A 23211-nucleotide genomic window follows, 5' to 3' on the forward strand; every position below is an offset into this window, starting at 1 on the left:
ATATCATAATTAACGTGAGTTCAACATAAAAACTATAAAATCATTTGATACTTTTTATGAGCTAAACGAACGTGATTCCGTAAAAAAGCCAAACATTTTATGCCTGCTTCATTCTAAAATAACCCGTGCGACGTAAAATATCTTTATCCTTATATTATTAAAAATAATTACTATTCTTCTCCATGAAAACGACATAAATTCTGAAAATCACATTGTTGGCAAATAGTTAAATGGGCGGGTTGTGGAGCACAGTAACCCTCTTGAAATTCTTTAGCTAAATCAGTGAGTTGTTTTTGCCAAAGCTCTCTGCACTCTGCCCATGTTTCTTCCTTTTTTAAAGGACTTATCCCACTGATGTTGTACTTTTCTTCACTAAGTCCTGAGCAGCTGATTTTCCCTGTTTTTAATTGCAAGAGCAAAAGGGTGTTAATTTGTTCGTCCAACAGTGCATAAAGCAGGAGCTGTGATTCTTTAGGTCGCTCCTCATTCCATGGTTTACTGGAGGGAAGGGTGCTTTTATAGTCAATAACCCATTTTTTATCTTCAACCTGATCCAAGCGATCGACGCGCACTTGAAAATCAAGACCGGCTAAATTAATTGCATAAGATTGCTCTATCGCTGCTATGCTAAAAGGAGGTCGTTGTTTTTCCCACTCCAGACACGTGTGTACCATTCGTTTCAGGCGTGTGTATTCGACTTCCCGTATTGAATCAGGAAATGAGTCGCAATGTTGTTTTTTGAGTGAGGTTAAAACGGTATCAATGGAGCTATCAATGTATTGTTCTAAAATATCATTGGCTAAATGAAGCAAATTATGTTGATTTTCTAATTTTTGCCATAGAAGCTCCATAACCTTATGAATGATTTGTCCTCGCTTTTTATTATCTAAGCCATCCGTTGTTTGTAACGAAGTTTTAGCTCTAAGTCTATGTTCGGCAAATGCTTTAAAAGGACACTTGGCCTGATTCGATAGAATTGCTGTACCTCCATAAATGTTCTCCTCTGCCAATAAGGGAATATGAAAACACTCTTCTATGGTTATTAACCCAGATGTTTTATTTGCTTCATAATCAGTTGGCAATAGTGCGAAACTGGAAAATCCCGCAATTAAGGAGCAGGGTAAATTAGGTGTATCTGCATGCAATTGGGCATAGCTTAGCACTATAGAATCAGCACTATTTTGTAGGCGTTGCAGGATCTGGCGGGCAAACTGTAATTCACGAGCAGGTAAACTATGCGGCATGCATAACTCACGTTGCAATTGAGGTGGAATAAATGCTGATAATTGTACTTTTTGGGGCAAACATTGATCGGTTAAGCCCATGATCCATAAACTGTCGAACTCACATCCTGATGCTTCCAGCAAACCAGAAATTTGAATCGGCGCGTTGGTTTTTTGCGCCTGGAAAATAGTATTCTCAGAAAGATATCGTACTATCTCAAGAGCTTCCGATTTTGTGAAGCGAGAACTCAGTAAAGAAAATTGCCTCAGCTCATCAAAGAGGGCGATAAAACGATTAAGACACTGATAATTCTCCGAGCTAAGTGTATAGTCCCCTGGAAATCCCAAAGTATTTAAACGCTTTTGAAACAAGAGTATCCATTCCTCTACAGCCGCTTCTTGGGGATAAGGTGTAAGATTATTTAATAGAGTAGCGAGTTTGGGGGCATAAGCATGGAGTTCTTCTCTAAAATGATTGAGCTCAATCGCATGATTTTCTAATAAAACCCCTTCTTGCAAGTACTCAGAACGACCTTGGAACTCTTCTTTTGAACCTCCTAAATAGGCTGACTGTAGCAGCAGTCCAGCTTGATGCGGATTTAAATAGGTATCATCTAAATTAAGCCAACATAAGGCATGAGCTACCAAAGGGAAGTTATTCAGTGATTGGCCAAGGGAAATATTAAAGTAGGATGGCTCAAAATGATGTGCCAATATTCTTTGTAAGGAATTAGATTCTTGCTCTAAATTGGGTACAACGACACCAATACTCTGATTCCCTTCCTGAATTTTTAAATGTAGCCACGCCATGAGCTGTTGATATTCTTCTTTGGTGTCTTGAGCCGCGAATACTTCGGTTCTCGATGACTTTTTCTTCAAATCATATTGGTATTGAGCGAAACCTTTTCTCGTCAAGTGTTCCTGCAAAAGCACTTGCTGAGGAGTAAAGTCATCAAAACATATCCAAACAACGTCTTGAGAAAATAAAGAACTATTGGCATTGAGTAAATAGGGAACTAATTGATACTCAGTGATTAAATGGTTTTGTTTTAATTTTTTATCAAATAATTGCCACCACTGTTGAAATTGTCGTGTTTGTGCTGTGTAGTAAAAAGCCGGATCTTCCATGTTAATTTGCCAGAGTTGGCAACGCTCCCAAGCACTGATTATCGATTGGAGCAGACCTTCGCTATAAGTTATGCTCGTTTCAGCTTGAATCATTTGGCGCCATAAGTACTGACATTGAGTGCTGTTTAATAAAGTAGGATGGGTAATATGAGGGTTAATAAAATTCAGTTGTTGGTAGGCTTTAACTAGTGCAACGCGAAAGGGCATACATTTAGGCTTATCTATAGTTTGTTTCCTGCATTTTATAAAATAGTATTGAAGCATTGCTTCACTGAGTCGGTTATTCGGGGTGAGAGCGGTAGCTTTCTGAGTTAATAGAAGAAAAAGCTGCTCTTTATCAGTGATCGTGTGTATCGCCATAAAAATTCACAATTTTAATTGTAGTCTGGGTGGAGCGTAGCAGAACTGGAGAAAGCTTTATACGTAGCAAAAACCAAAATTATGCTGTGCTGTATGCAAATTACAATACAATGAAAAGCTGAGTAGTTAGAAGATTTTACTCAAGTTTTTTTGCGCTGCAAAGTACGGGTTTTTTTTGCTGGTTTAGGTTTTCCCCTATCCGCAGCGCCAACATACCGTGGTAAGCGATGGTCTCGTCGTCTGTCTGTACGTAAGATTTGGTAAATAAATTTCCCGCGTAAATAGATGGAGGCTAAGCCTGAGGCAATGGCAAGTAAGAAGCCAAAAAGAATATAGCTGTACCCTAAAGTAATGAAGTATGCAGAAACAAAATCATTAAAATTGATTACTTTCAATGCTTGATTTTCTGTTGTGTCCACAAATAACAGCAAACCCAGATCAAAAAAAGGTAAGGAAAGCAGAACCATAATAAATCCCAACCAAAAAGTCTTGAGCTTGTAAGGTCTGGGGCATTGAACGATGCTTCTTCCAAATATTGCCCCAGTTATAGAGGCTACAACCATCCCTAGAATAATTGCATAAAAGAGAGGTACAAACTCTTCAATACCAATTGTTGTAAGAAATCCATTGATAAGTATCGTTCCGACAACTGATAGTAATCCGTAATAGACAGCTGCCAGTAAACGTGGATTGGGAAAGTCAAGTGCAGGATCTTGTTTGTTCATTTGGCACTCCATAGCTCCACCTATATATGTAACATTTTAGTATAAATATCTGACTGTGTTGGTATTTTACTAATTTTTTTATTTGACTTATCCTGATAAAATTAGTCTTCGAAGAGATAGAGCTGTATCAGTATAATAATTTGTATATAATGAGAGAAATAATTATTGATTTCTATTATGAAGAAACTTGGTCACTTTATTTTAAAACTATTTGGCTGGAAAGTTGTTGGTGAATTACCGCAAGATAACAAATATTTGGTAGTTGTAGCCCCCCATACCAGTAATTGGGATTTTATTGTTGGCTTATTTGCTCGTTTTTCAGTCGGCGTTAAAATTAACTTTTTAGCGAAAAATCAATTGTTCTTTTTTCCTTTAGGTTTGTTGTTAAAGGCTTTAGGTGGTGCCCCAGTTGATCGTTCAAAAACGAATAAAACAGTAGATCAAGTGGTGGAAATCTTTTGTTCTCGTGATGAGTTTAAGCTTGCCATTACTCCTGAGGGGACGCGTAGCGCAGTGACCCGATGGAAAGAGGGATTTTACCATATTGCTTGTAAAGCAGGACTACCTATTGTTATGGTAGGTCCTGATTACTCAACGAAAGAAGTTCGGATTCATGAAAAATTCCAACCCTCAGGGGATATTGATAAGGACTTTCCAAAGATTCTTGATTTCTTTAGAACCATAAAAGGCCGTTATCCTAAAGAAATTCCTGAGTATAATCCCCGAAAAAATGACTAGGTTTTACAAATATAACCGGGTGTAGTGCAGGATCCAAAATCCCGTCACAAATTTTTTCATACTACGTACTGCGCTTTATGCGCAGGACGTAGGTGATGATCATAAAAAGTGTCTATCATGTAAAGTAGAGTGTACTGTACAGTGTTCGATGCGCCCTACCTGAATACCCCTCTTCTCGGCATGTGTATTTATAAATGTTTTACCATTTTTAACATTTTAAAGTGTGCCCCATTAGGGAGAGCAAAATATTGTGGTTCAATAACTTGATAGCCACAAAATGCATACAATTTTGCACCGGGCAAGGTTGCCATCATTTCCATTTTTGTAAATCCATGAAATAAAGCTTGTTGTTCACAATATTCTAGGAGCATTTTTCCAAGACCTTGCCGAGCATGGTTTGGATGGACAAAAAAGGCTCTGATTTTGGCGTAATCTGTTTGAGGATTTAAAAAACCTTCCTCGCGTGCGCTGCACTGGTCACCTCCAAACAGAGTTTTTCGTTTACTCCATCCGCCACAAGCAATGACATGGTCTTTTTTTTCTATAGCATAGTAAGTTTGGTCTTTAATAAGTTCTTTATCCACACCAAAAATAAAATGAATTGCCCCCTCAATCTCTTGGCTTGTATAGTCTTCTTGGCTTAATTCACCTGCCGAATATTTAATGAGTTGGTTTAGAGTGTAAACTTCATCAATTCGAGCATTTCTTATCACAATTGATTCCTTTTTAATCTTGTTCATGGATTCAAGAATTTATCATGAAATAAAAATAAATAAATTTTTAATTTAATGTCTTTTTATTTCATTTTATAATGCATAGTTTTGATTTTTGGGTAATATATGAAAAAATATGGTGACAGACGAGCATTGGAAAAAAGCACAGATCCAGTATATTTAGATAAAATTGACCGAAAAATTTTAAATTTATTGCAGAAAGACAACCAAATTACCAATCTAGCTCTTGCTGAAAAAGTAGGGATTTCTGCTCCTCCTTGTTTTCGTCGTGTAAAACGATTACGTGATGAGGGCATCATTGTGAAAGATGTTTCTTTGGTCGATCCTTTTAAGGCTGGTCGCGGACTAATTGTTTTTGCAAATATTACTTTGGAAAAGCAAAGAGAAGATTTATTGGCCCATTTTGAACGCAAAATGGCAGAGCAAGAGGAGATAAAGCAATGTTATTTTGTTTCGGGGGAGACCGATTATTTATTAATAATCCATGTGGCAGATATGCATCATTACAATGAATTTGCCCTTAGGGTATTTGCTAATGAGCCAAATATTAAAGTGTTTCGAAGCAGTTTTTGCCTTAATCGTACTAAATATAATACCAATATCCATTTTTCGGAGGATTAAATAAGCAGCTGGTCAGAGTCAACCACAGCGAGTGAATACAATATTTATTACCAAGGTAGGTTGGGTCATTTTGACCTGCCTACTGGCTGAGTCATCCCGCTTAGGTGGAGATCCATTTTTTTATTGGCGTTGACTCAATGATGAATGGATTCCTGCCTGCGCAGTAATGAGAACATGTGCTTCTATCTAGCTTGACAGCTATGGGCTTTGCAGCCCAGCCAACGGACTTGTGATTCTATACTTAAAAACTAGACTACTGATTAAAATTTATCTCTTTAATATGGACTTACCTGCGTAAGGCAATGCAGCCATTTCATGAATGCGCAATAATTGATTGTACTTTGCAACACGATCAGTACGACATAATGATCCTGTTTTAATTTGACCACACCCTGTAGCTACTGCAAGATCTGCGATAAACGTATCTTCGGTTTCACCTGAACGATGTGACATCACACAACGATATCCATGTTGGTGCGCTAATTGAATTGTTTGTCGTGTTTCACTTAAAGTTCCAATTTGATTGACTTTAATCAGGATGGCATTAGCTACTTTTTGAGTAATGCCTTCTTGCAGAATTTTGGGGTTAGTAACAAATACATCGTCACCTACTAACTGAATTTTTTCCCCTAATTGCCCAGTCAAATGTTTCCAGCCGCTCCAATCTTTTTCATCCAAACCATCCTCAATACTTACTATCGGATAATTAGTAACAAGATTAGTATAATAATCGATAAGTTGCATTGAGGTAAATTTTTGATTTTCAGAAGCCATGTAATACATACCTTGATCATACAGTTCGGAGGATGCAACATCTAAAGCAAGTACTATTTCATCACCCAACTTAAATCCTGTTTTTTCAATTGCCTCACAAAGTAAGTCTAGTGCTTGACGGTTTGATTTTATATTGGGTGCAAAACCCCCTTCATCTCCTACAGCAGTATTTAAGCCTTGTTTTTTTAAAACGGATTTTAACCCATGAAAAATCTCAGTGCCCATTTGCAATGCTGTGGGAAAATCAGCTGCTCCTACAGGCATAATCATAAATTCTTGAATATCCACATTATTGTCTGCGTGTGCACCTCCATTTAAAATATTCATCATTGGTACGGGCATGCACATTTTTTCGCCTTGGTTTAAAGCAGCATATAATGGCAACTTATGCTCATTTGCTCGAGCCCTTGCAGCTGCAAGAGAAACGGCAAGAACAGCATTGGCTCCAAGATGTGATTTATTTTCTGTGCCGTCTAATTGACATAATTTATTATCTATAGCTTCCTGATCTTCAACGGAAAAAAGATGTAAGGCTTGATTTATCTCATGATTCACGTGAGCAACAGCCTGTTGGACCCCTTTACCATTATAGCGTTTTGCATCATCATCACGGAGTTCGCAAGCTTCTCTACTTCCTGTTGATGCGCCAGAAGGAACACTAGCTCTTCCTTGGATCCCATTTTTTAAAATAACGTCTGCTTCAACAGTAGGGTTACCACGAGAGTCCAGAATTTCACGAGCTTGAATTTTTGTAATTTGCATGTTGAGTCCCAATCACGATTGAAATTTTTTATTGTGAAGTATTGTTTTGATATGCGCTTGCTTTGTCAAGAGATAGATCGTTTTCCTATTGTGACTTGCTCAAGATATTCATATTCTTTTAGTGTTTCTTCTGATTGAGCGTATCCAAAAAGATAACTGATAAGTCGTTTAAACTGTTGAAACATAGACTCATCCTTTCTTTCTGCATTCTTGATCTTAAGTGTATTTTGCATCTTGATTAAGACGTCACTCGCAGGAATTTTATCACGTTGTTCCAAATAGCTTTTTAATTCGTATATACCTTGCGGCACAGAAACTTTTTTATCACCTTTATCGAGTTGATGGCGTGATCCAAAATAACCCAAAGCCCATGGAGCAGCATTTGCTTTTACCGCTTCTTCTATTTTTTTATCGAGATAACTATTAATTTTGAGTAGTAAATCACGAATTGCTGCATTTTCCTTCTCTACAATAAAGGCCTCATCGGACTTAGTGTGAACGTGTTGTTTGAGTGCAGCAAAAAAATTGGGTGTTTCAAATGTGTATTCCCGTGTTGATACAATAGAGGCTAGTGACTTAATGATCTCAGGGTCTTGATGCGTTATAAGCAGCATTTGGTTGTTGGAAATTTTAGCAATCAGCTTGGGATTTGTGATAAGAAGTAATGCCGAGGATTTATTTTTTAGTGCTTCCTGAAATAATTCAAATGGGCTTAGAGAGAATAAAAACTTTAAAGATTTGATTTGAAGCAATTGTAATTGTAAATTTTCCAGGTATCTGTTTTGTCTGGCAATTTCGTTGGTAATGCGTTCCTGTAGTGTTTCTTCTTCGTAATACTCGGCTTCTTTTAATTTTCCCTGGTAAACAGTGATTTGTTCCCTGATTGTGACCTTCATTTGTTCATGTAGTTTAATAAGGGCATCATGATCATTGTTTAATTCTAACTCAGAAATTCTCTTTTCAGAGTTTAATTTAAAAATTTGACATACTTTCATATAGTCTGTGAATTTAGTTTTAAATTCAAACAAACTTAATTTAGGCGGTGCAACAGAATGTTCAATTTTGCTTTCCATTTTTTCTCAATGCCTATCAAGTGATGAAGAATCATAACAAAATGATCTTAATAAATACAATGATTCATTATTTTGATGCTTTTTCTATTTTTTTGGAACAAAATCGAAGGGTCTGGGTAATAAAATATCCTTTATCCTGGACTATGGTGCTTTGCCTTCACTCAGGCACAGTAATCAGAAACTGACCGCACCAAGCTTCATTAAGGCTCTGGATAATGGAAGTAAAGGCAAACCTAAAATGGTATCTTCATTGCCCTGTACCTCTTTAAATAACCATTTACCTAGGCTTTCATATTGATAACCGCCACAACTATGATAAGGGTTTTCAGCGTGTAAGTAAGCCTCAATGGTTTTTTCGCTTAATTGGTGCAAGGTTAAGTAGGCTGTTTCATGATGTTGCCAGAGCAATTCGCTATTTCTTGCAATGCAAAGGCAGGCAATTTGCAAATGCTCCTTACCAGTTAATAAACGTAGATGCTCCATAGCTGTATGATGGTTCAAAGGTTTATTCAGCAGGGTTTGTCCAAACAGACAAAGTTGATCTGCTGCAATAATAAAATGTTCGGGATGGTGCTGACTAACTTCCAAGGCTTTACTTGCAGCAAGCGCATAACCTAATTCCAATGCATTTTGTGATTTGAATGATGCTTTAATTGCGTCTTCATCACAATGAGAAGGAACCACAGTAAATTCAATACCAAGAGACTGCAACAGTTTTAATCTTATTGATGAGCTTGAAGCGAGAATAATGGGTTTTTGTTGTAAAAAATTAGACATAGATCGCCACCAAGGCCATAAGTGTGAAGCCTATAATCACAAAGCTGAAATCTTTGAGGTTACAGCAGCGCTCTACCATCACACAGCGCTCTAAACCATGTAGTGTGCCGAGATAGAGAAATGTTCCCGATGATGCAGCGATTAAAATTGGATCAAATAGAGAGTTAGTTTCTACTCCATGACCAAAATACCATCCTAAATAAATACCCAAAGGGGTCATTAAACTGAATAAAATAAAAAAGACCAAGCTGGTGTTCATGCTCATAGAACTTTTATTTAATTGAACTGCTACGGCAAAGCTTTCTGCCCATTTATGGGTAATAATTGCAAGAAAAATCATGATAATCATTGAGTTATATTGGGCCAAGCCTAAGGCTGCACCCAACATGATGGAATGAACTGAAAGCATTCCCCATGCTAGAAGAGCAAAAGCAGGGTGTTTCGTATTATGATGGTAGAGTTCTTTGCCTAGATGCTCGAACCAAAGGAAAATCAGAAATACTGCTCCGGTAATGATAAATGCGAAAGGGTAGTTGTATCCCATTTTTTTAAATAAAGAATTTGCATCCGGGAGCATATGCAATAAACCTGCTCCCAAAAATACCCCAGTAGCAAGGGTTTCTCCCACAGGAAAATCAATATGACGATCATCTTTAATACGTTTTTTAAACGGATACCAGCCCGCAACTAAGATGACTACGAAAACGGAAAATGCAAAAAAAATCTTTAAACTGGTAGCTGATACCATCGTTTATCCTGTTATTTATTCTAGAATTTTATCGCTAAGATTGTTGCTTGGATTAGTATATCCTGGGTACGGCGATGGGGCTAAGAGGGTATATTCAACCTCGGGTTCCGCTTCGCTGTACCCCTGGTTACAATAACCTAGGTCTACAACCGGACTTAATCAAATCTCGTAGTTTAGTTGTGATGCATGGCTTCATGCAAGCTAAATAAACGAACTTCTACAATATCGGACTGTAGTTTTAATGGCAAAATCACACGAGAACGCAATTCTTGCCACTGAGAAAATGTTTCATCACAGACTATATCTATCCCTATTTTGCCATCCAGATAATGTAAATTCCAAAATAAAATTTGGGGAAAATCAATATGTACTTCGTTTAATAATAATTCGTGTAATACCTTTCTACTTGGTAAATGCAAAGAAGGGCAAAAGCTTTCGTCATCCTCAGGATCAACGTGGACTATCACATCTTTGACACTCTCTATTTGATCTATGAGTGCATGATGGACATGTTGAGCTATATAATGTCCTTCAGATACCGATATTTTAGGTGAAACGAGAATATGTACATCAATTAATACATCTTCCCCCATCGAACGACTGCGTAATTGATGAATTTTTTCAACTCCATCCACATTTTGAATTACTTTTTCAATTCGAGTTAATAGTTCTGGACTGACTGCTGTATCTACCAGCTCTTTAACACTATTCCAAGCATAGTCCCAACCCATCTTAACAATCATTATCCCGACTATAATAGCTGCTATGGCATCAAGATAACTGAAACCGGCAAGACTGCCAATTAAGCCTACTAAAACAACTAAGGAAGAGGCTGCATCGGAACGATGATGCCAGGCATTTGCCGTAATTAATTTGGAGTTAATACGCCTGCCAATATACAGCGTATAGTGAAACAACGTTTCATTGCTCATGATGGAAATACAAATTATAGGAATGGTTAACCAATTTGGTACGAGATAATTAAAATGAAGTAAGTCATATATTGAATCCCAGGCAATACCAATACCTGCGAAAATAAGTAAAAGAGAGAGCAATAAAGTTGCTGCGGTTTCGATTCGTTGATGTCCATAAGGATGGCTTGCATCTGCATCGAGACTACCATATTTTGACGCAAATAAAACCATCGCATCCGTTATAAGATCAGATAGGGAATGGACTCCATCTGCAACAAGAGCATGGGAATTGAAAAAATATCCACCAATGAGTTTAATAATGCCAAGTAGCGCATTTGAAATAGCCCCTAAAAGGGTTACTTTTTTTGCTTGCCAGTATCTGTCGTGCTGAGCCATATTCTGTTTTAAATAATGCGAACCCAAGTTATACGGAACTCTTATTTTTCTCACGTAAGCCCAGTTTTCAGGTTCATCTATTTTATGGGCCTATTTAAACATGGTTAAGAATTTTTTTATATTAAAACTTACAATGAATGGAATTGCTCAGGAATATTTTCCTGTGCTCAAAGAAGGGGTATTAAGCTGATTTTATAACGTGTTTTACATCATGTTCACAAGATTATCCACAGATTTTGTGGATAAATAATTTAGATCTGATTAGGACTAAATAGGGAAAAATACTTATAAAATAAAGATTTTTTGAAAATTGTTCGTATATTTGGGCTTTTATTAAACGATATGGCAAGAGAAGTTATCCACAGGATGGGTTTTTGAACGGCGACAAATCCGGTTGGCTATATTAACAAAGAAAAAAATAAAAAACAGTCTTGACTTAGGTTTTTTTTTAAAATTTTAATGCTAAACAAATATATTATATGATGCTTAAAATTTGCTCATTAATTGGATAAGAAAACAATCCTAAAATTAGATAGTCTGCAAAATTAAAATTTCGGAGAACACTTTGGAAAGTTCTGAAGCAGGTACGAATCGGACTGATTTTACAAGGTGTTTTACATCATGTTCACAGGATTATCCACAGATTTTGTGGATAAATAATTTAGATCTGATTAGAACTAAATAGGAAAAAATACTTATAAAACAAAGATTTTTCGAAAATTGTTCGTATATTTGGGCTTTTATTAAACGATATGATAAGAGAAGTTATCCACAGGATGTGTTTTTTAAGGGGAGTAAAACGGTATGACCATCTTAACAAAGAAAAAAATAAAAAACAGTCTTGACTTTGGTATTTTAAAAAAATTTTTGTTGTAGATTCATGTACTGCGTGGTGTGAAAAATTTAACCACATGCAGATCTAAGAAAAATAAAATTGGTAAGTTCGCAAATTAAATTTAAGAACGCTTTGTAAAGTTATAAAGCAGCCACAAATGAGTCTGATTTTATAAGGTGTTCTACATCCTGTACACAGAATTATCCACAGATTTTGTGGATAAATGATTTTCTGGTATCACAAAATTGATTTGTAGAGAAGCCTTGTAGAATAAGAATAATGGGGTATATCTATAATGATTTAATTGGGGATTTAAATTTAATTAGATGAAGTTATCCACAACACATGATTATGTAGAAAAGAAAATTTGCTTGACTATGTTAACAAAGAAAAAAATAAAAAACAGTCTTGACTTGGTCATTTTAAAAAATATTTTTATCCCTGCAAAAATTGTTCGAAATTTCCCAACCATCGCTGGGTAATATCGCGAGCAGTTTGCGGTGAGCGCTGTAAAAGTTCTTTTGCTGTAGAGGGCAAAAGAGGAAGTAAGCTGCGATCACGCTGGGGATCTGCGATTTTAAATTGTCGATATCCTGTTTGTCGGGTTCCTAGTACTTCGCCTGCTCCCCTTAATTCCATATCTTTCTCAGCAATTATGAATCCATCATTGGTTGCACGCATTATTTTTAATCGCTCAGCACCTTGTTGCGACAGTGGGGATTGATAAAGCAAAATACAATGAGATTGGGTGGTGCCTCTTCCTACTCGGCCTCGTAACTGATGAAGTTGAGATAAACCAAGACGTTCTGCATTTTCAATAATCATAAGGCTGGCATTAGGGACATCCACCCCAACTTCAATCACTGTTGTAGCAACCAGTAAATTTATTTCACCACATTTAAATGCAGCCATTGTCGCTTCTTTTTCTACAGGTTTCATCCGTCCATGCACCAAACCTACACGTGCTCCGGGAAGTTGTCCTTGTAATACTTGTGCTGTTTCAGTAGCTGCCATACATTGTAGTTTTTCTGACTCTTCAATGAGTGTACAAACCCAATAAACTTGACGTCCACTGGCGATGGCAACTTGTAATCGATTAATGACTATTTCGCGTTTATTCTGACTTAATACAGCTGTCGCGATGGGGGTACGCCCAGGAGGTAATTCATCGATAATTGAGATATCCAAATGGGCAAAGTGAGTCATGGATAACGTTCTTGGGATAGGTGTGGCGGTCATTAATAATTGATGAGGAATGAGTTGATCTTGCTGCCCTTTTTGTTGCAAAAGCAATCTTTGTTCTACCCCAAATCGATGTTGCTCATCGATAATGACTAAGCCTAAGCGAGCAAAGTTCACTGACTCTTGAAATAAGGCGTGCGTACCAACAATCAATTGGCAGCTGTGATCTGCAAGTGCAGCAAATGCTATACGCCGTTCGCTAAGTTTCATTTTTCCGCTGAGCCGTACTATTTTAATTCCCAAAGGTTCAAGCCAATGGATAAGGTTATTGGCATGTTGCTCGCTCAATAAATCAGTTGGCGCCATAAAAGCGACTTGTTGTCCATTTGCAATCGCTTGTAATGCTGCCAGAGCCGCAATAATGGTTTTTCCTGCCCCTACATCGCCTTGCAACAGGCGCAACATGGGTTTCGTTTGCATTAAATCCTGGCTGATTTCCTGTGCTACTCTATGCTGGGCCTTGGTAAGGGGGAATGGAAGTGAATCTAAAAAACGTTGACTCAAGTTTTGATCCGCAGGCATTGCGACAGCGTGTAACGCATTACGCGATTCTCTGGCGAATTGTATACTGAGGCGCTGTGCTAACAATTCATCAAAAACCAACCGCTTTAGAGCAGGATGTTGGCCCTCTTCGAGCGATTGAACTGAGATATCTGGGGGAGGATTATGCAGTAATTGGATTGACTCTCCCATAGGAAAAAAATTATTTGTCTGCAATTGCTCTTCATTCATCCATTCCAATTGTTGCAGCTCCACTTTACAACTTTTTAAGGCAACATGTACCAACTGTCTTAAACGTGTTTGACTTAAGCCTTGTGTGCTGGGGTAAATTGGAGTGAGTGTTTCATTAACCTGACATTCATTTTCATCATCAAGTAACTGATATTCAGGGTGAGTCATCATCAGGGTATTGTTAAATTCGCGTACCTCTCCAAATGCATGAATCATTGTGCTGTTATTTAGATTATTGATTTGATTTTTATTAAAATGGAAAAACTGCAATTTTATTATGCCTGTTTTATCTTCAACATAACAATGCAACATGGCACGTTTACCGGTTTTAATTTCTGTTTTACATACCCGTCCGGCAATGACACACCAGTCATTGGGACGTACATCTTGAATGGCTGTTATTCGGGTTCTGTCTTGATAACGGTAAGGCAAATGGAACAGTAAATCACGCACAGAATGAATTCCACATTTGGCAAGCTTTGCTGCGAGCGTTGGGCCGATACCGGTTAGTGATTCACAAGAGTTAGATAACACAGTATTAATGACTTTTGAATGATGGTATTTTAAGTGTAACTCATAGTTAGGATGGTAACAATTTACTGTTTTAGCAAGACAGTAAATTGTGTTGTATAAGGATATAAAACCTTTTCATATGGCACAAAAAAGCGCATAATAGCATCATTTTTGATGGAAACTGAGTAGCATGAAACAAACTGTAGAGCAGCTTTTAAAACACGCTTTAATGTCATTACAAAAGTCAGGTGATGTGCCTTCTGATTTGGATGTTGAGATTAAGGTAGATCGTGCAAAAGACTCCGCTCATGGTGATTATGCCAGTAATTTAGCCTTAATTTTAGCAAAACCATGCCGTCAGGCACCGCGCAAAATCGCAGAGCTTTTAGTTCAGGCCCTTCCTGTCGATCCTATTGTGGAAAAAGTTGAAATAGCTGGGGCGGGGTTTATTAATTTTTTCATACGTAGCAGTTCTCGCTCACAAATTATAAGTGAAATACTCGATAAGGAAAAAGAGTTCGGACGTAGCAAGACTGGCCAAAATCAAAAAGTATTGGTTGAATTTGTTTCTGCTAACCCAACAGGTCCTTTGCATGTGGGCCACGGTAGGGGTGCTGCTTTTGGTGCTACTTTGGGGAATGTCTTAAAGGCTGCAGGCTATGATGTGACATTAGAATATTATGTTAACGATGCTGGAAGGCAAATGAACATTCTTGCAGCCAGTGTGTGGTTACGTTACCTGGAACTCGCTGGTGAACCTGTTGTTATTCCCGCCAATGCCTATAAAGGTGATTATGTTTCCGAAATAGCGCAGGAATTTTGGGCCGAGCATGGTAAGGAATATGTATATCCATGGGCTGCTATAACAGACGATTTACCTCTTGATGAGCCTCATGGCGGTGATAAAGAAGTTTATATTGATGCTTTGGTCTCTCGTGCAAAAGAACTTTTGGGTATGAATGCTTTCGCTTTGTTTCATCAACATGCGTTAAACACTGTTCTTGATGATATCAAAGATGATCTTGCTGAGTTTGGTGTGACATACGAGAATTGGTTCTCTGAACAATCTTTATTTGAAGACGGCTCAATTCAAAAGGGCATTCAGGCGCTTAAAGACGGTGGCCATACTTATGAAAAAGAAGGGGCGCTTTGGTTTAGAGCAACCGATTTTGGCGATGAAAAAGATCGAGTACTGGTGCGTGCTAATGGCCAAACTACTTATTTTGCTTCAGACGTTGCCTATCATTGGAATAAATATGATCGAGGATATGATCGGGTAATTGATATTTTTGGTGCTGATCATCATGGTTATATCACTCGGTTGCGTGCCGTAGTTAAAGCTTTGGGACATGATGAAAGTGCGCTCGATGTATTATTAGTTCAATTTGCTATTTTGTATCGTGGTTCTGATCGTGTTCAAATGTCGACACGCAGTGGTTCTTTTGTCACATTAAGAGAGCTGCGCCATGAAGTAGGGAATGATGCGGCGCGTTATTTTTATGTGGCACGTAAGTCAGAACAACATATGGATTTTGATTTGGACTTGGCAAAATCAGAATCAAGTGATAATCCAGTCTATTATATTCAGTATGCTCATGCCAGAATATGTTCTGTACTAAGACAATTAAAGGAACGAGGTTTGCTTTGGGATAAAGCAATCGGGCTAAAGAATATTGATTTGCTAGATCAACCACATGAAACTCATTTGATTTCTTTAATTAGCAGATATCCGGAAATTGTGGATTTAGCGGCAGCTCATTGTGAGCCTCATCAAGTGGCATACTATTTACGTGAAGTAGCCAATGGCTTACATAGTTATTATAATGCCGTTCAGCTTTTGTGTGAGCAAGAGCAATTACGATGTGCACGTCTTTGTTTGCTGGCGGCGGTGCGTCAGGTATTAAAGAATGGTTTGGACTTATTGGGCGTATCAGCTCCTGAGAGTATGTGATGACAAAAGAATATGGAAATAGGCGTTCTTCGCGGTCGCGAAGTAGTGCACCGCATCAGCTTTTAGTAAGTACGTTTACTTTTTTATTAGGTTATTTAGCTGCTTCTTTTTTCGATATTGAGACCGTCAGCCACTGGATAAATTCCCAGGTTTTAGCTCATCAAGAAATAAAAAAAGAATCGACTAAACCAGAGGCACAACGTGCGATAATACCGCCTAAACCAAAATTTGAGTTTTATACCCTTCTGGCTAATGAAAAAGTTCCTAGTTCACAAGCCAATGCCAACTCCGCACCATCAGTTCAACCTGCTGCATCTGTACCCACAAATGCGGCTGCTTCAGCTTCCACCTCAACACAAAAGACAACATCTGTTAATGTTGCTAGTGCAACAACTACAGCAGTAGCCTCAGCACGAGCAAATACTTCTAATGCCCAACAGTATTCCGCTGGGATTAATAAAACACTTGCTGCAAAACCTGCTTCTTCAGCAGATAGAGGAAAATTTTTGGTGCAAGTAGCTTCTTTTAAAGCACGCAAAGATGCAGAACAAATGAAAGGTACATTGATACTGAAAGGTTTTAGTGTGTACATCGTTCCTGTAAGTCATGCTACAAAAGGTAATTGGTTTAGGGTAGTCGTAGGACCTTATCCTAATCGAGCACTTGCCCAACAGGCTCAGATGGTTTTAGCCAGAAACGAACATCTGAACGGTATGGTTACTAGCGCTGGATAAACTTGGGGCACCTATTTACATTTCTACTATCTTGGCCACACTGAAGTATCTATCCTCATTTTTTTATAAGAAATCGTGATGTGTCGTGCTATCTCAATAGATATTCTACTTGCTTACCACACCCCACGGCTTATCCCCGGGAGCCAGTTTTATTGCAAATTTTCTAGATCCCGCTAGAAACGCGAGACCTGGAAAAGGATAATGAAAAAACTGACGATCCCTCAGGAATTTTTGACTCAGGCTGGCGAAATGTAAATAAGTTTCAGTCGGTATGCAACGAAGAGCAACCAGAGTTTGTTTAGCGCCGAGCAACTACCTGAATGTTTGCTGTATTTTTGATTGCATGAGGTTTACTAATTCCTACCGTAATTTGAGAAACTTTAAATTGTTTTTTGATTAAATCGGCAACTTCATTGGCTACTGTTTCAATAAGTTGAAATGATTTTGATTCAACATAAAGAGTCACACTGCTACAAAGTGCTTCGTAATCTATGGTTTTAGTCAAATCCTCCTGGCATGCACTGAAATCAGTATCAATACTAATATCAATTAATAATTGTTGATTAATGCGTTGCTCCCATTCGTAAACGCCGATTTTAGTACTTACATTAAGGGCTTTTATAATTAAAGTATCCAATGTTATTTCTACCAGACAAAAAAGAGTTACTGATTTTAGCGAAATAATTATTCCCATGTAACCCCAACTCGATTCTTACACTGAAACGAGGCTAGGTATAAAGTCATGGAATGGTATCCCCGTTAATTGGCGCAGAGCATGCTGCGCAATTTGCTTGAGAGTCAATTTTCGCATTATTTTAGGTGGATATTACTGTAAGTATGTTAGCATTAGGGCATTTTTGATGATGTTGGGATAACATGATGTATGATCTGGATCAATCTCTGTTCCTCCGTGCTTTAAGACGACAACCTGTCGAACGAACTCCAGTATGGATGATGCGCCAAGCAGGACGATATTTGCCTGAATATCGAAAGACAAGAGCGCAGGCGGGTGATTTTTTAAGTCTTTGCAAGAATCCTGAACTAGCTTGTGAGGTTACTTTACAGCCTTTGCGCCGTTACGCATTAGATGCAGCGATTTTATTTTCCGATATTCTGACAATTCCTGATGCGATGGGATTAGGCTTATATTTTTCTGAAGGGGAGGGGCCTTGTTTTCATAGCCCCATACGCGATACGAAGGCAATTACGCACTTACAACTCCCTGAAATGGAGTCTCTAGCTTATGTAATGAATGCAGTGCGGCTTATTCGTCAAGAAATGCCAAAAGAGCTTCCTCTAATTGGTTTTGCTGGCAGCCCATGGACTTTAGCGTGTTATATGGTTGAGGGTAAAAGTACTAGAGAATTTAAGCGTATCTTGCATTTGATCTATAGCGAAAGTGAAGCAGCACATATGTTGTTGCATAAATTGGCACTATCAGTAACAAATTACCTTATTGAGCAAATTAAGGCAGGCGTTAATGCAGTGATGCTTTTTGACACCTGGGGTGGAATATTAACACCGGAAAATTATCAGAAATTTTCCCTTGAGTATATGCAGAAAATTGTACAGCAAATTAAAGCACATTATTCCAATGTACCTGTTATTTTATTTACCAAAGGTGGTGGCCAGTGGTTAGAAAAAATGCTGATTACGGGTTGTGATGCCTTGGGGATTGATTGGACATGTGATTTGGGTGAAGCGCGACGGAGAGTGGGTAAGCAAGTTGCATTACAAGGAAATCTTGACCCTGCCGTATTGCTGACTTCTAAGCAATGTATTCGAGAACAAGTAAAAAATGTATTGGCATCCTTTGGAGCAGGTTCAGGACATGTCTTTAACCTTGGTCATGGTATTACACCTGATGTCCCCCCCGAGCATGTTACTGCGATGATTGACGCTGTGCATGAGTTTAGCCCTTATTATCATCAAAAATGATCTCAATTGTGGGTATGATGTGTCTGAGCTGCCGTCAGTTTTTTGATAAGAACCGCTACAAATTTTTTCGCCTATGTACCACGCTTTATGCGCGGTGCGTAGGGTACGTTGATGCGTTAGAATAGCAATTGTAATTCACTCATGGTTGCTTGTTGGTTTAAAGCTAACATGGTTTTGTTCCGAGCAAGTATTATGTTGGGAGAAAATACTAAATTGAGTGAGATTCTTTACTGATTTCACCGGTATATTTTCTTCCTCCTCGGAGAGATCTTCAATACTCGGAACTTGGAGAATTTTATAACGATCTTTTTCAAGAAGATGTATGCTGATTTCGCCTCAGTCATCATCATCTTCTTGATTCCGTTAATCAAAATTTTTCTTGCACTGTCGAAGTTAACATAATCATTTCATTGTTGTTAAAAATAACCGTAAAGGATAAGATGGACCTATCCGGTGGAATCAAAGGATAGCTTGCATGAAAGGAAGTAGAGCCAGTAGTTGGATAATATGAATCCTCTCTATAAACAACTCATCCGATCTTCAATTTTAGGGACGCTTGTTATGCTGGCGCTCCTTTTTCTCTGCGCAGGAACCCTGGATTATTGGCAAGGATGGGTATATATGGCAGTGTTTATCATTGCCTCTGCGACATACAGCGTGTACTTGGCAAAACATGATCCAGCTCTTCTTAAGCGTCGTACTGAAATAGGCATATCCTATGAAAAGGAACTTGCGCAGAAAATCATTATCTTTTGTCTCTATGTCACAAGTATTGTGCTTATTGTCTTGGCGCCGCTAGATGTACGCTTTGGCTGGTCGTCAGTACCATGGTACGCTTCGATCATTGGTGATGCATTTGTTGTTTTCTCATTCTACATTTTCTATCTTGTCGCGAAAGTAAACACTTATGCTGCTGCCAACATTCGTGTTGAGCAGGAACAAAAGGTGATTTCGGCTGGTTTGTATGGATTCGTCCGCCATCCGATGTACTTTGGCGCTATGTTCCTGTTCATCGGTACTCCGCTTGCGCTGGGATCGTGGTGGACACTGCTTTTGACCCCCATCTTCTTGTCAATTCTGGTTGCCCGCATCCTGAATGAGGAGAAAATACTCTCAAGGGATTTACCAGGATATACGGAATACCAAAAAAAAGTCACGACTCGGCTTATACCTTTCATTTGGTAACTGTTACAACGATGACACGACAAAATTCTTTGATTCAGTTTTTTTATTACTACCCGATGAGACTGAGGAGATGCAGTGCCTAAATTCTGCTTGGGAATTTTTTGGTACCCGCCTCTATGTTAAATGGAATAATGTATGCAATAATGATTTTCAAGCAATGGCTTTTAATATTGGAGTCAATGCCTGTGAAGTCAAGTTATTTATAAATAGCTTGTTCAATCATAGATGAAAAGATGGATTCTTCTCTACGTATAACCAAAGAAAGGGATGTCGTTCATTATGACACACTCTCAAAAAATTACTAATGACATTCTTATTGATTTGGCGCTACAAGGTGGTGGAGCTCATGGGGCTTTTACATGGGGCGTATTAGATCGTTTATTAGAAGAAAAGAAGCTGCGAATTGATGGTATCTCTGGCACATCTGCTGGCGCTATGAATGCTGTAGCCCTTGTTGATGGTTATACCAAAGGCGGTTCGGAGGGCGCACGTAATTCACTGGAATTGTTCTGGAAGAACGTCTCTGACGCAGCACGGTTTAGTCTTTTACAACGTGGACCTCTTGATATTCTTCTGGGCCAATGGTCGCTTGATTATTCTCCTTTTTTCATTGCCATGGATATTTTGTCTCGAGTGTTTTCTCCATACGATCTTAACCCGTTAGGGATAAATCCGCTCCGCGATATTTTAGCAAAAACCATTGATTTCAAAGGATTGTCACGAAGTTCAATCAAATTATTCATTACGGCGACAAATGTTAGCACCGGAAGAGGAAGAGTATTCCGCAATAACGAAATCACTCCTGAGGTACTTCTTGCCTCGGCATGTTTACCTACAATGTTCAAGGCCGTCGAGATCAATGGTGAACACTACTGGGATGGAGGCTACTCAGGAAATCCCACAATTACACCGCTTGTACGCGAATGTAAATCACAAGATACAATTTTAGTACAAATTAATCCTGTGACACGACCAGCTTTTCCCCAATCAGCAAAAGATATCCTTAATCGATTGAACGAAGTTTCGTTCAACGCAGTGTTACTCAAAGAACTTCGTATGATTGCTTTATTACGACAATTGGCTTATTCAGATGACTCTGAAGGGGCAAAATGGGCAGGCATGCGCATACACCGAGTAAGTAGTGACCTTATGCTTGAGCTCGGCTCTTCCTCCAAACTCAATGCTGAATGGGACTTTTTGCTCATGCTTCGAGATAAAGGGCGTCAGTCTGCTGAAGCATTTCTCACGGAGCACGCGAATGACCTTGGCCGACGTTCATCCCTAGACCTTGATGTCTTACTTGAAGGCGTTTAGTTCGTGGGAATCCCCTGGATTCTATTTGGACTATTATTTCTTATCGTTATGGCGTTTCGCAGCTGGAGCATATTGCTTCTTACACCAGCTGCAGCATTAATCGGCTCTCTTGGCAGCACTAATTTGGCTTTAGCACAGGCATATGGAATTGATCTTGCCTTATTGCATCGTATCGCTATTATTTCCTCGGGCACACTGGAGAGCCTCCTCATAATGGAGCTTTTCTGACACTTCTTTCAGTATGCCAAGCAACACATCGCGAAAGTTATTTTGATATTTTGGTTGTGGTAATCATTGGAGCAATTATTGCGCTCGGTGTTGTTATCGTTAACCTCGTTTTTTGGTTCATTTTGAAGCAATTTGGTTATAACACTACTCTATAAAGACAAGATTGGAAGAGCTAGGATCAGTAGACCCTAGTATTTATGGCAAATAGAGTGTTTATTCGTTCCTAAACTGCCTACTTAATTGAATGGCCATTTCTATTGATTGTTCATAGTTGAGGCGCGGATCAACCAGACTATGATAAGCTTTTTTGAGATCATCAGCGGCTAAACCGCGAGCACCGCCAATGCATTCTGTAACATTATCACCAGTCAGTTCAAAATGAACGCCACCTAGATAACTACCCATATTGCGATGAATTTCCAAAGCTTGTTTTAGTTCCAAGAGGATGTTGTCAAAGTGACGTGTTTTAATGCCATCCGCTGTAGTTTCTGTATTACCATGCATGGGATCACAAGACCAGGTAACTGGGATTTTTGTTTTTCTCACTGCTTCAATAAGAGGGGGGAGGAGTTTATCTATGTGTCGTGCTCCGAGACGAGTAAACAACAAAAGCCGTCCTTCTTCACGCAGGGGATTAGCTCGGTTCAATACTTCTTCTAGCCATTCGGGAGTGGCTCCAGGTCCGATTTTGATGCCAATAGGATTTTCTACTCCACGTAAAAATTCCAAATGCGCACTGTCAATTTGGGCCGTGCGCATACCAATCCAGGGAAGGTGAGTAGAAAGGTTATACCATAAACCATCTTCCATTCGGGTCAATGCTTGTTCGTAGTGCAAATGCAGTGCTTCATGAGAAGTATAAAAATCGACTTTGGATAAATTACTGGATTGTATGCCACCAATAGTATCTAAAAAGTCCAACGCGTCAGCAATCGATTTAACCAGAGTTTGGTATTCTTCTTTTTGCTTTGAATGTTCAACAAAGCTTAAGTCCCACTGTTGAGGGTGGTTAAGACTTGCAAAACCACTATCGAGCAAACTACGAATAAAATTTAAGGTAATTGCTGAGCAGTTGTAAGCTTGCAACAATAGTTTTGGATTGGGTTCACGCGCTTCTTGAGTAAATTCTGGAGAATTGACCAGATCACCTCGATAACTGGGTAAAGTAATACCCTCAATGGTTTCATAATCCGAAGAACGGGGTTTTGCATATTGCCCGGCGATGCGCCCCACACGTATAATGGGCTTTCGTAAGCCATGTAATAAAATCAAACTCATCTGTAAAATGATTTTTAATTTATTACTTATAATTTCTGAACGACAATCATTAAACGACTCAGCACAGTCACCACCTTGAAGAATAAAGGCTTCTCCACGTCCAGCACGTGCAATTTCTTTTTTTAAATTTTTTACTTCACTACTGGTAACTAGTGGAGGTAAAAGGCTCAGTTGCTCTACAATTTTATTTAACTGTTGGTTATCAGCATAAGCTGCAGCTTGTAAGTACGAGTACTGGAGCCAAGACGTAGGCGACCATTTTTGCATAAAAAACCCATGTAACTTTTT

At 38.6% G+C, this 23211-nt stretch carries 19 protein-coding genes; 8 read left to right on the forward strand and 11 right to left on the reverse strand.

Annotation, left to right across the window (positions count from 1 at the left end; all coding sequences use genetic code 11):
• Nucleotides 1-170: 170 nt before the first annotated feature.
• Both Lpar_RS08590 and Lpar_RS08595 read right to left on the reverse strand, forming a co-directional pair.
• On the reverse strand, nt 171-2711 hold the full coding sequence (locus Lpar_RS08590) for a PD-(D/E)XK nuclease family protein (RefSeq protein WP_058517554.1): 2541 nt from the start codon (nt 2709-2711) through the stop codon (nt 171-173).
• 140 nt (nt 2712-2851) lie between these two features.
• Nucleotides 2852-3436 carry a hypothetical protein gene (locus Lpar_RS08595; RefSeq protein WP_058517555.1) on the reverse strand — a complete coding sequence of 195 codons (585 nt, stop codon included), beginning with the start codon at nt 3434-3436 and terminating at the stop codon, nt 2852-2854.
• Between the two features lie 177 nt (nt 3437-3613).
• Here Lpar_RS08595 and Lpar_RS08600 point away from each other — a divergent pair, with 177 nt between their 5' ends.
• Nucleotides 3614-4174: a 1-acyl-sn-glycerol-3-phosphate acyltransferase gene (locus Lpar_RS08600; protein WP_058517556.1), complete on the forward strand. Its 561-nt coding sequence runs from the start codon at nt 3614-3616 to the stop codon at nt 4172-4174.
• Nucleotides 4175-4362: 188 nt separating this feature from the next.
• Here the strand turns inward: Lpar_RS08600 and Lpar_RS08605 are convergent, their stop codons facing one another.
• Complete coding sequence (locus tag Lpar_RS08605) at nt 4363-4887, reverse strand: GNAT family N-acetyltransferase (RefSeq protein ID WP_058517557.1); 525 nt, start codon at nt 4885-4887, stop codon at nt 4363-4365.
• A gap of 126 nt (nt 4888-5013) precedes the next feature.
• Between Lpar_RS08605 and Lpar_RS08610 the strand changes: the two genes are divergently transcribed.
• Entirely contained in the window at nt 5014-5529 is a 516-nt protein-coding gene (locus tag Lpar_RS08610; protein ID WP_058517558.1) for an Lrp/AsnC family transcriptional regulator, read from the forward strand.
• Between the two features lie 267 nt (nt 5530-5796).
• Here the strand turns inward: Lpar_RS08610 and eno are convergent, their stop codons facing one another.
• From eno to recG, 6 genes are all read right to left on the reverse strand, one after another.
• Complete coding sequence (gene eno / locus Lpar_RS08615; protein ID WP_058517559.1) at nt 5797-7065, reverse strand: phosphopyruvate hydratase; 1269 nt, start codon at nt 7063-7065, stop codon at nt 5797-5799.
• Nucleotides 7066-7130: 65 nt separating this feature from the next.
• Nucleotides 7131-8138 carry a hypothetical protein gene (locus tag Lpar_RS08620; protein WP_058517560.1) on the reverse strand — a complete coding sequence of 336 codons (1008 nt, stop codon included), beginning with the start codon at nt 8136-8138 and terminating at the stop codon, nt 7131-7133.
• Nucleotides 8139-8312: 174 nt separating this feature from the next.
• Entirely contained in the window at nt 8313-8915 is a 603-nt protein-coding gene (locus tag Lpar_RS08625; protein ID WP_058517561.1) for a Maf family protein, read from the reverse strand.
• The gene (locus Lpar_RS08630) at nt 8908-9663 is read right to left on the reverse strand and encodes a ZIP family metal transporter (RefSeq protein WP_058517562.1); all 756 of its coding nucleotides are present in this window, start codon (nt 9661-9663) and stop codon (nt 8908-8910) included. Before Lpar_RS08630 ends, Lpar_RS08625 begins: the two co-directional genes overlap by 8 nt.
• A 173-nt stretch (nt 9664-9836) precedes the next feature.
• Nucleotides 9837-10973 (reverse strand): cation diffusion facilitator family transporter, encoded by a 1137-nt coding sequence (locus tag Lpar_RS08635; protein ID WP_058517563.1) that lies wholly within the window; start codon nt 10971-10973, stop codon nt 9837-9839.
• A gap of 1270 nt (nt 10974-12243) precedes the next feature.
• Nucleotides 12244-14316, reverse strand: coding sequence for an ATP-dependent DNA helicase RecG (gene recG, locus Lpar_RS08640; protein ID WP_058517564.1), 2073 nt, complete (start codon nt 14314-14316; stop codon nt 12244-12246).
• Nucleotides 14317-14485: 169 nt separating this feature from the next.
• On the opposite strand from recG, the gene argS reads away from it, so the two are divergent.
• Both argS and Lpar_RS08650 read left to right on the forward strand, forming a co-directional pair.
• Nucleotides 14486-16246, forward strand: a complete 1761-nt coding sequence (gene argS, locus Lpar_RS08645; RefSeq protein WP_058517565.1) for an arginine--tRNA ligase — start codon at nt 14486-14488, stop codon at nt 16244-16246.
• Nucleotides 16246-16980 (forward strand): SPOR domain-containing protein, encoded by a 735-nt coding sequence (locus Lpar_RS08650; protein ID WP_058517566.1) that lies wholly within the window; start codon nt 16246-16248, stop codon nt 16978-16980. The genes argS and Lpar_RS08650 overlap by 1 nt, the downstream gene beginning before the upstream one ends.
• Before the next feature lie 298 nt (nt 16981-17278).
• Here the strand turns inward: Lpar_RS08650 and folB are convergent, their stop codons facing one another.
• On the reverse strand, nt 17279-17617 hold the full coding sequence (gene folB, locus Lpar_RS08655) for a dihydroneopterin aldolase (RefSeq protein ID WP_058519220.1): 339 nt from the start codon (nt 17615-17617) through the stop codon (nt 17279-17281).
• A 242-nt stretch (nt 17618-17859) separates the two neighbouring features.
• On the opposite strand from folB, the gene hemE reads away from it, so the two are divergent.
• The 4 genes from hemE (at nt 17860) to Lpar_RS08675 (ending at nt 21645) form a co-directional block, all read left to right on the forward strand.
• Nucleotides 17860-18918 carry a uroporphyrinogen decarboxylase gene (gene hemE, locus Lpar_RS08660; RefSeq protein WP_058517567.1) on the forward strand — a complete coding sequence of 353 codons (1059 nt, stop codon included), beginning with the start codon at nt 17860-17862 and terminating at the stop codon, nt 18916-18918.
• Between the two features lie 507 nt (nt 18919-19425).
• A complete protein-coding gene (locus Lpar_RS08665; protein ID WP_058517568.1) occupies nt 19426-20103 on the forward strand; it encodes a methyltransferase family protein in 678 nt (225 codons plus the stop codon).
• 279 nt (nt 20104-20382) lie between these two features.
• A complete protein-coding gene (locus Lpar_RS08670; RefSeq protein WP_058517569.1) occupies nt 20383-21417 on the forward strand; it encodes a patatin-like phospholipase family protein in 1035 nt (344 codons plus the stop codon).
• Nucleotides 21418-21420: 3 nt separating this feature from the next.
• Nucleotides 21421-21645, forward strand: coding sequence for a hypothetical protein (locus Lpar_RS08675; RefSeq protein WP_058517570.1), 225 nt, complete (start codon nt 21421-21423; stop codon nt 21643-21645).
• Nucleotides 21646-21858: 213 nt separating this feature from the next.
• Here the strand turns inward: Lpar_RS08675 and Lpar_RS08680 are convergent, their stop codons facing one another.
• A complete protein-coding gene (locus Lpar_RS08680) occupies nt 21859-23190 on the reverse strand; it encodes a 3-deoxy-7-phosphoheptulonate synthase class II (protein ID WP_058517571.1) in 1332 nt (443 codons plus the stop codon).
• Nucleotides 23191-23211: the final 21 nt, after the last annotated feature.

The sequence above is a fragment of the Legionella parisiensis genome, assembly GCF_001467945.1.
Taxonomy (GTDB): Bacteria; Pseudomonadota; Gammaproteobacteria; order Legionellales; family Legionellaceae; genus Legionella; species Legionella parisiensis.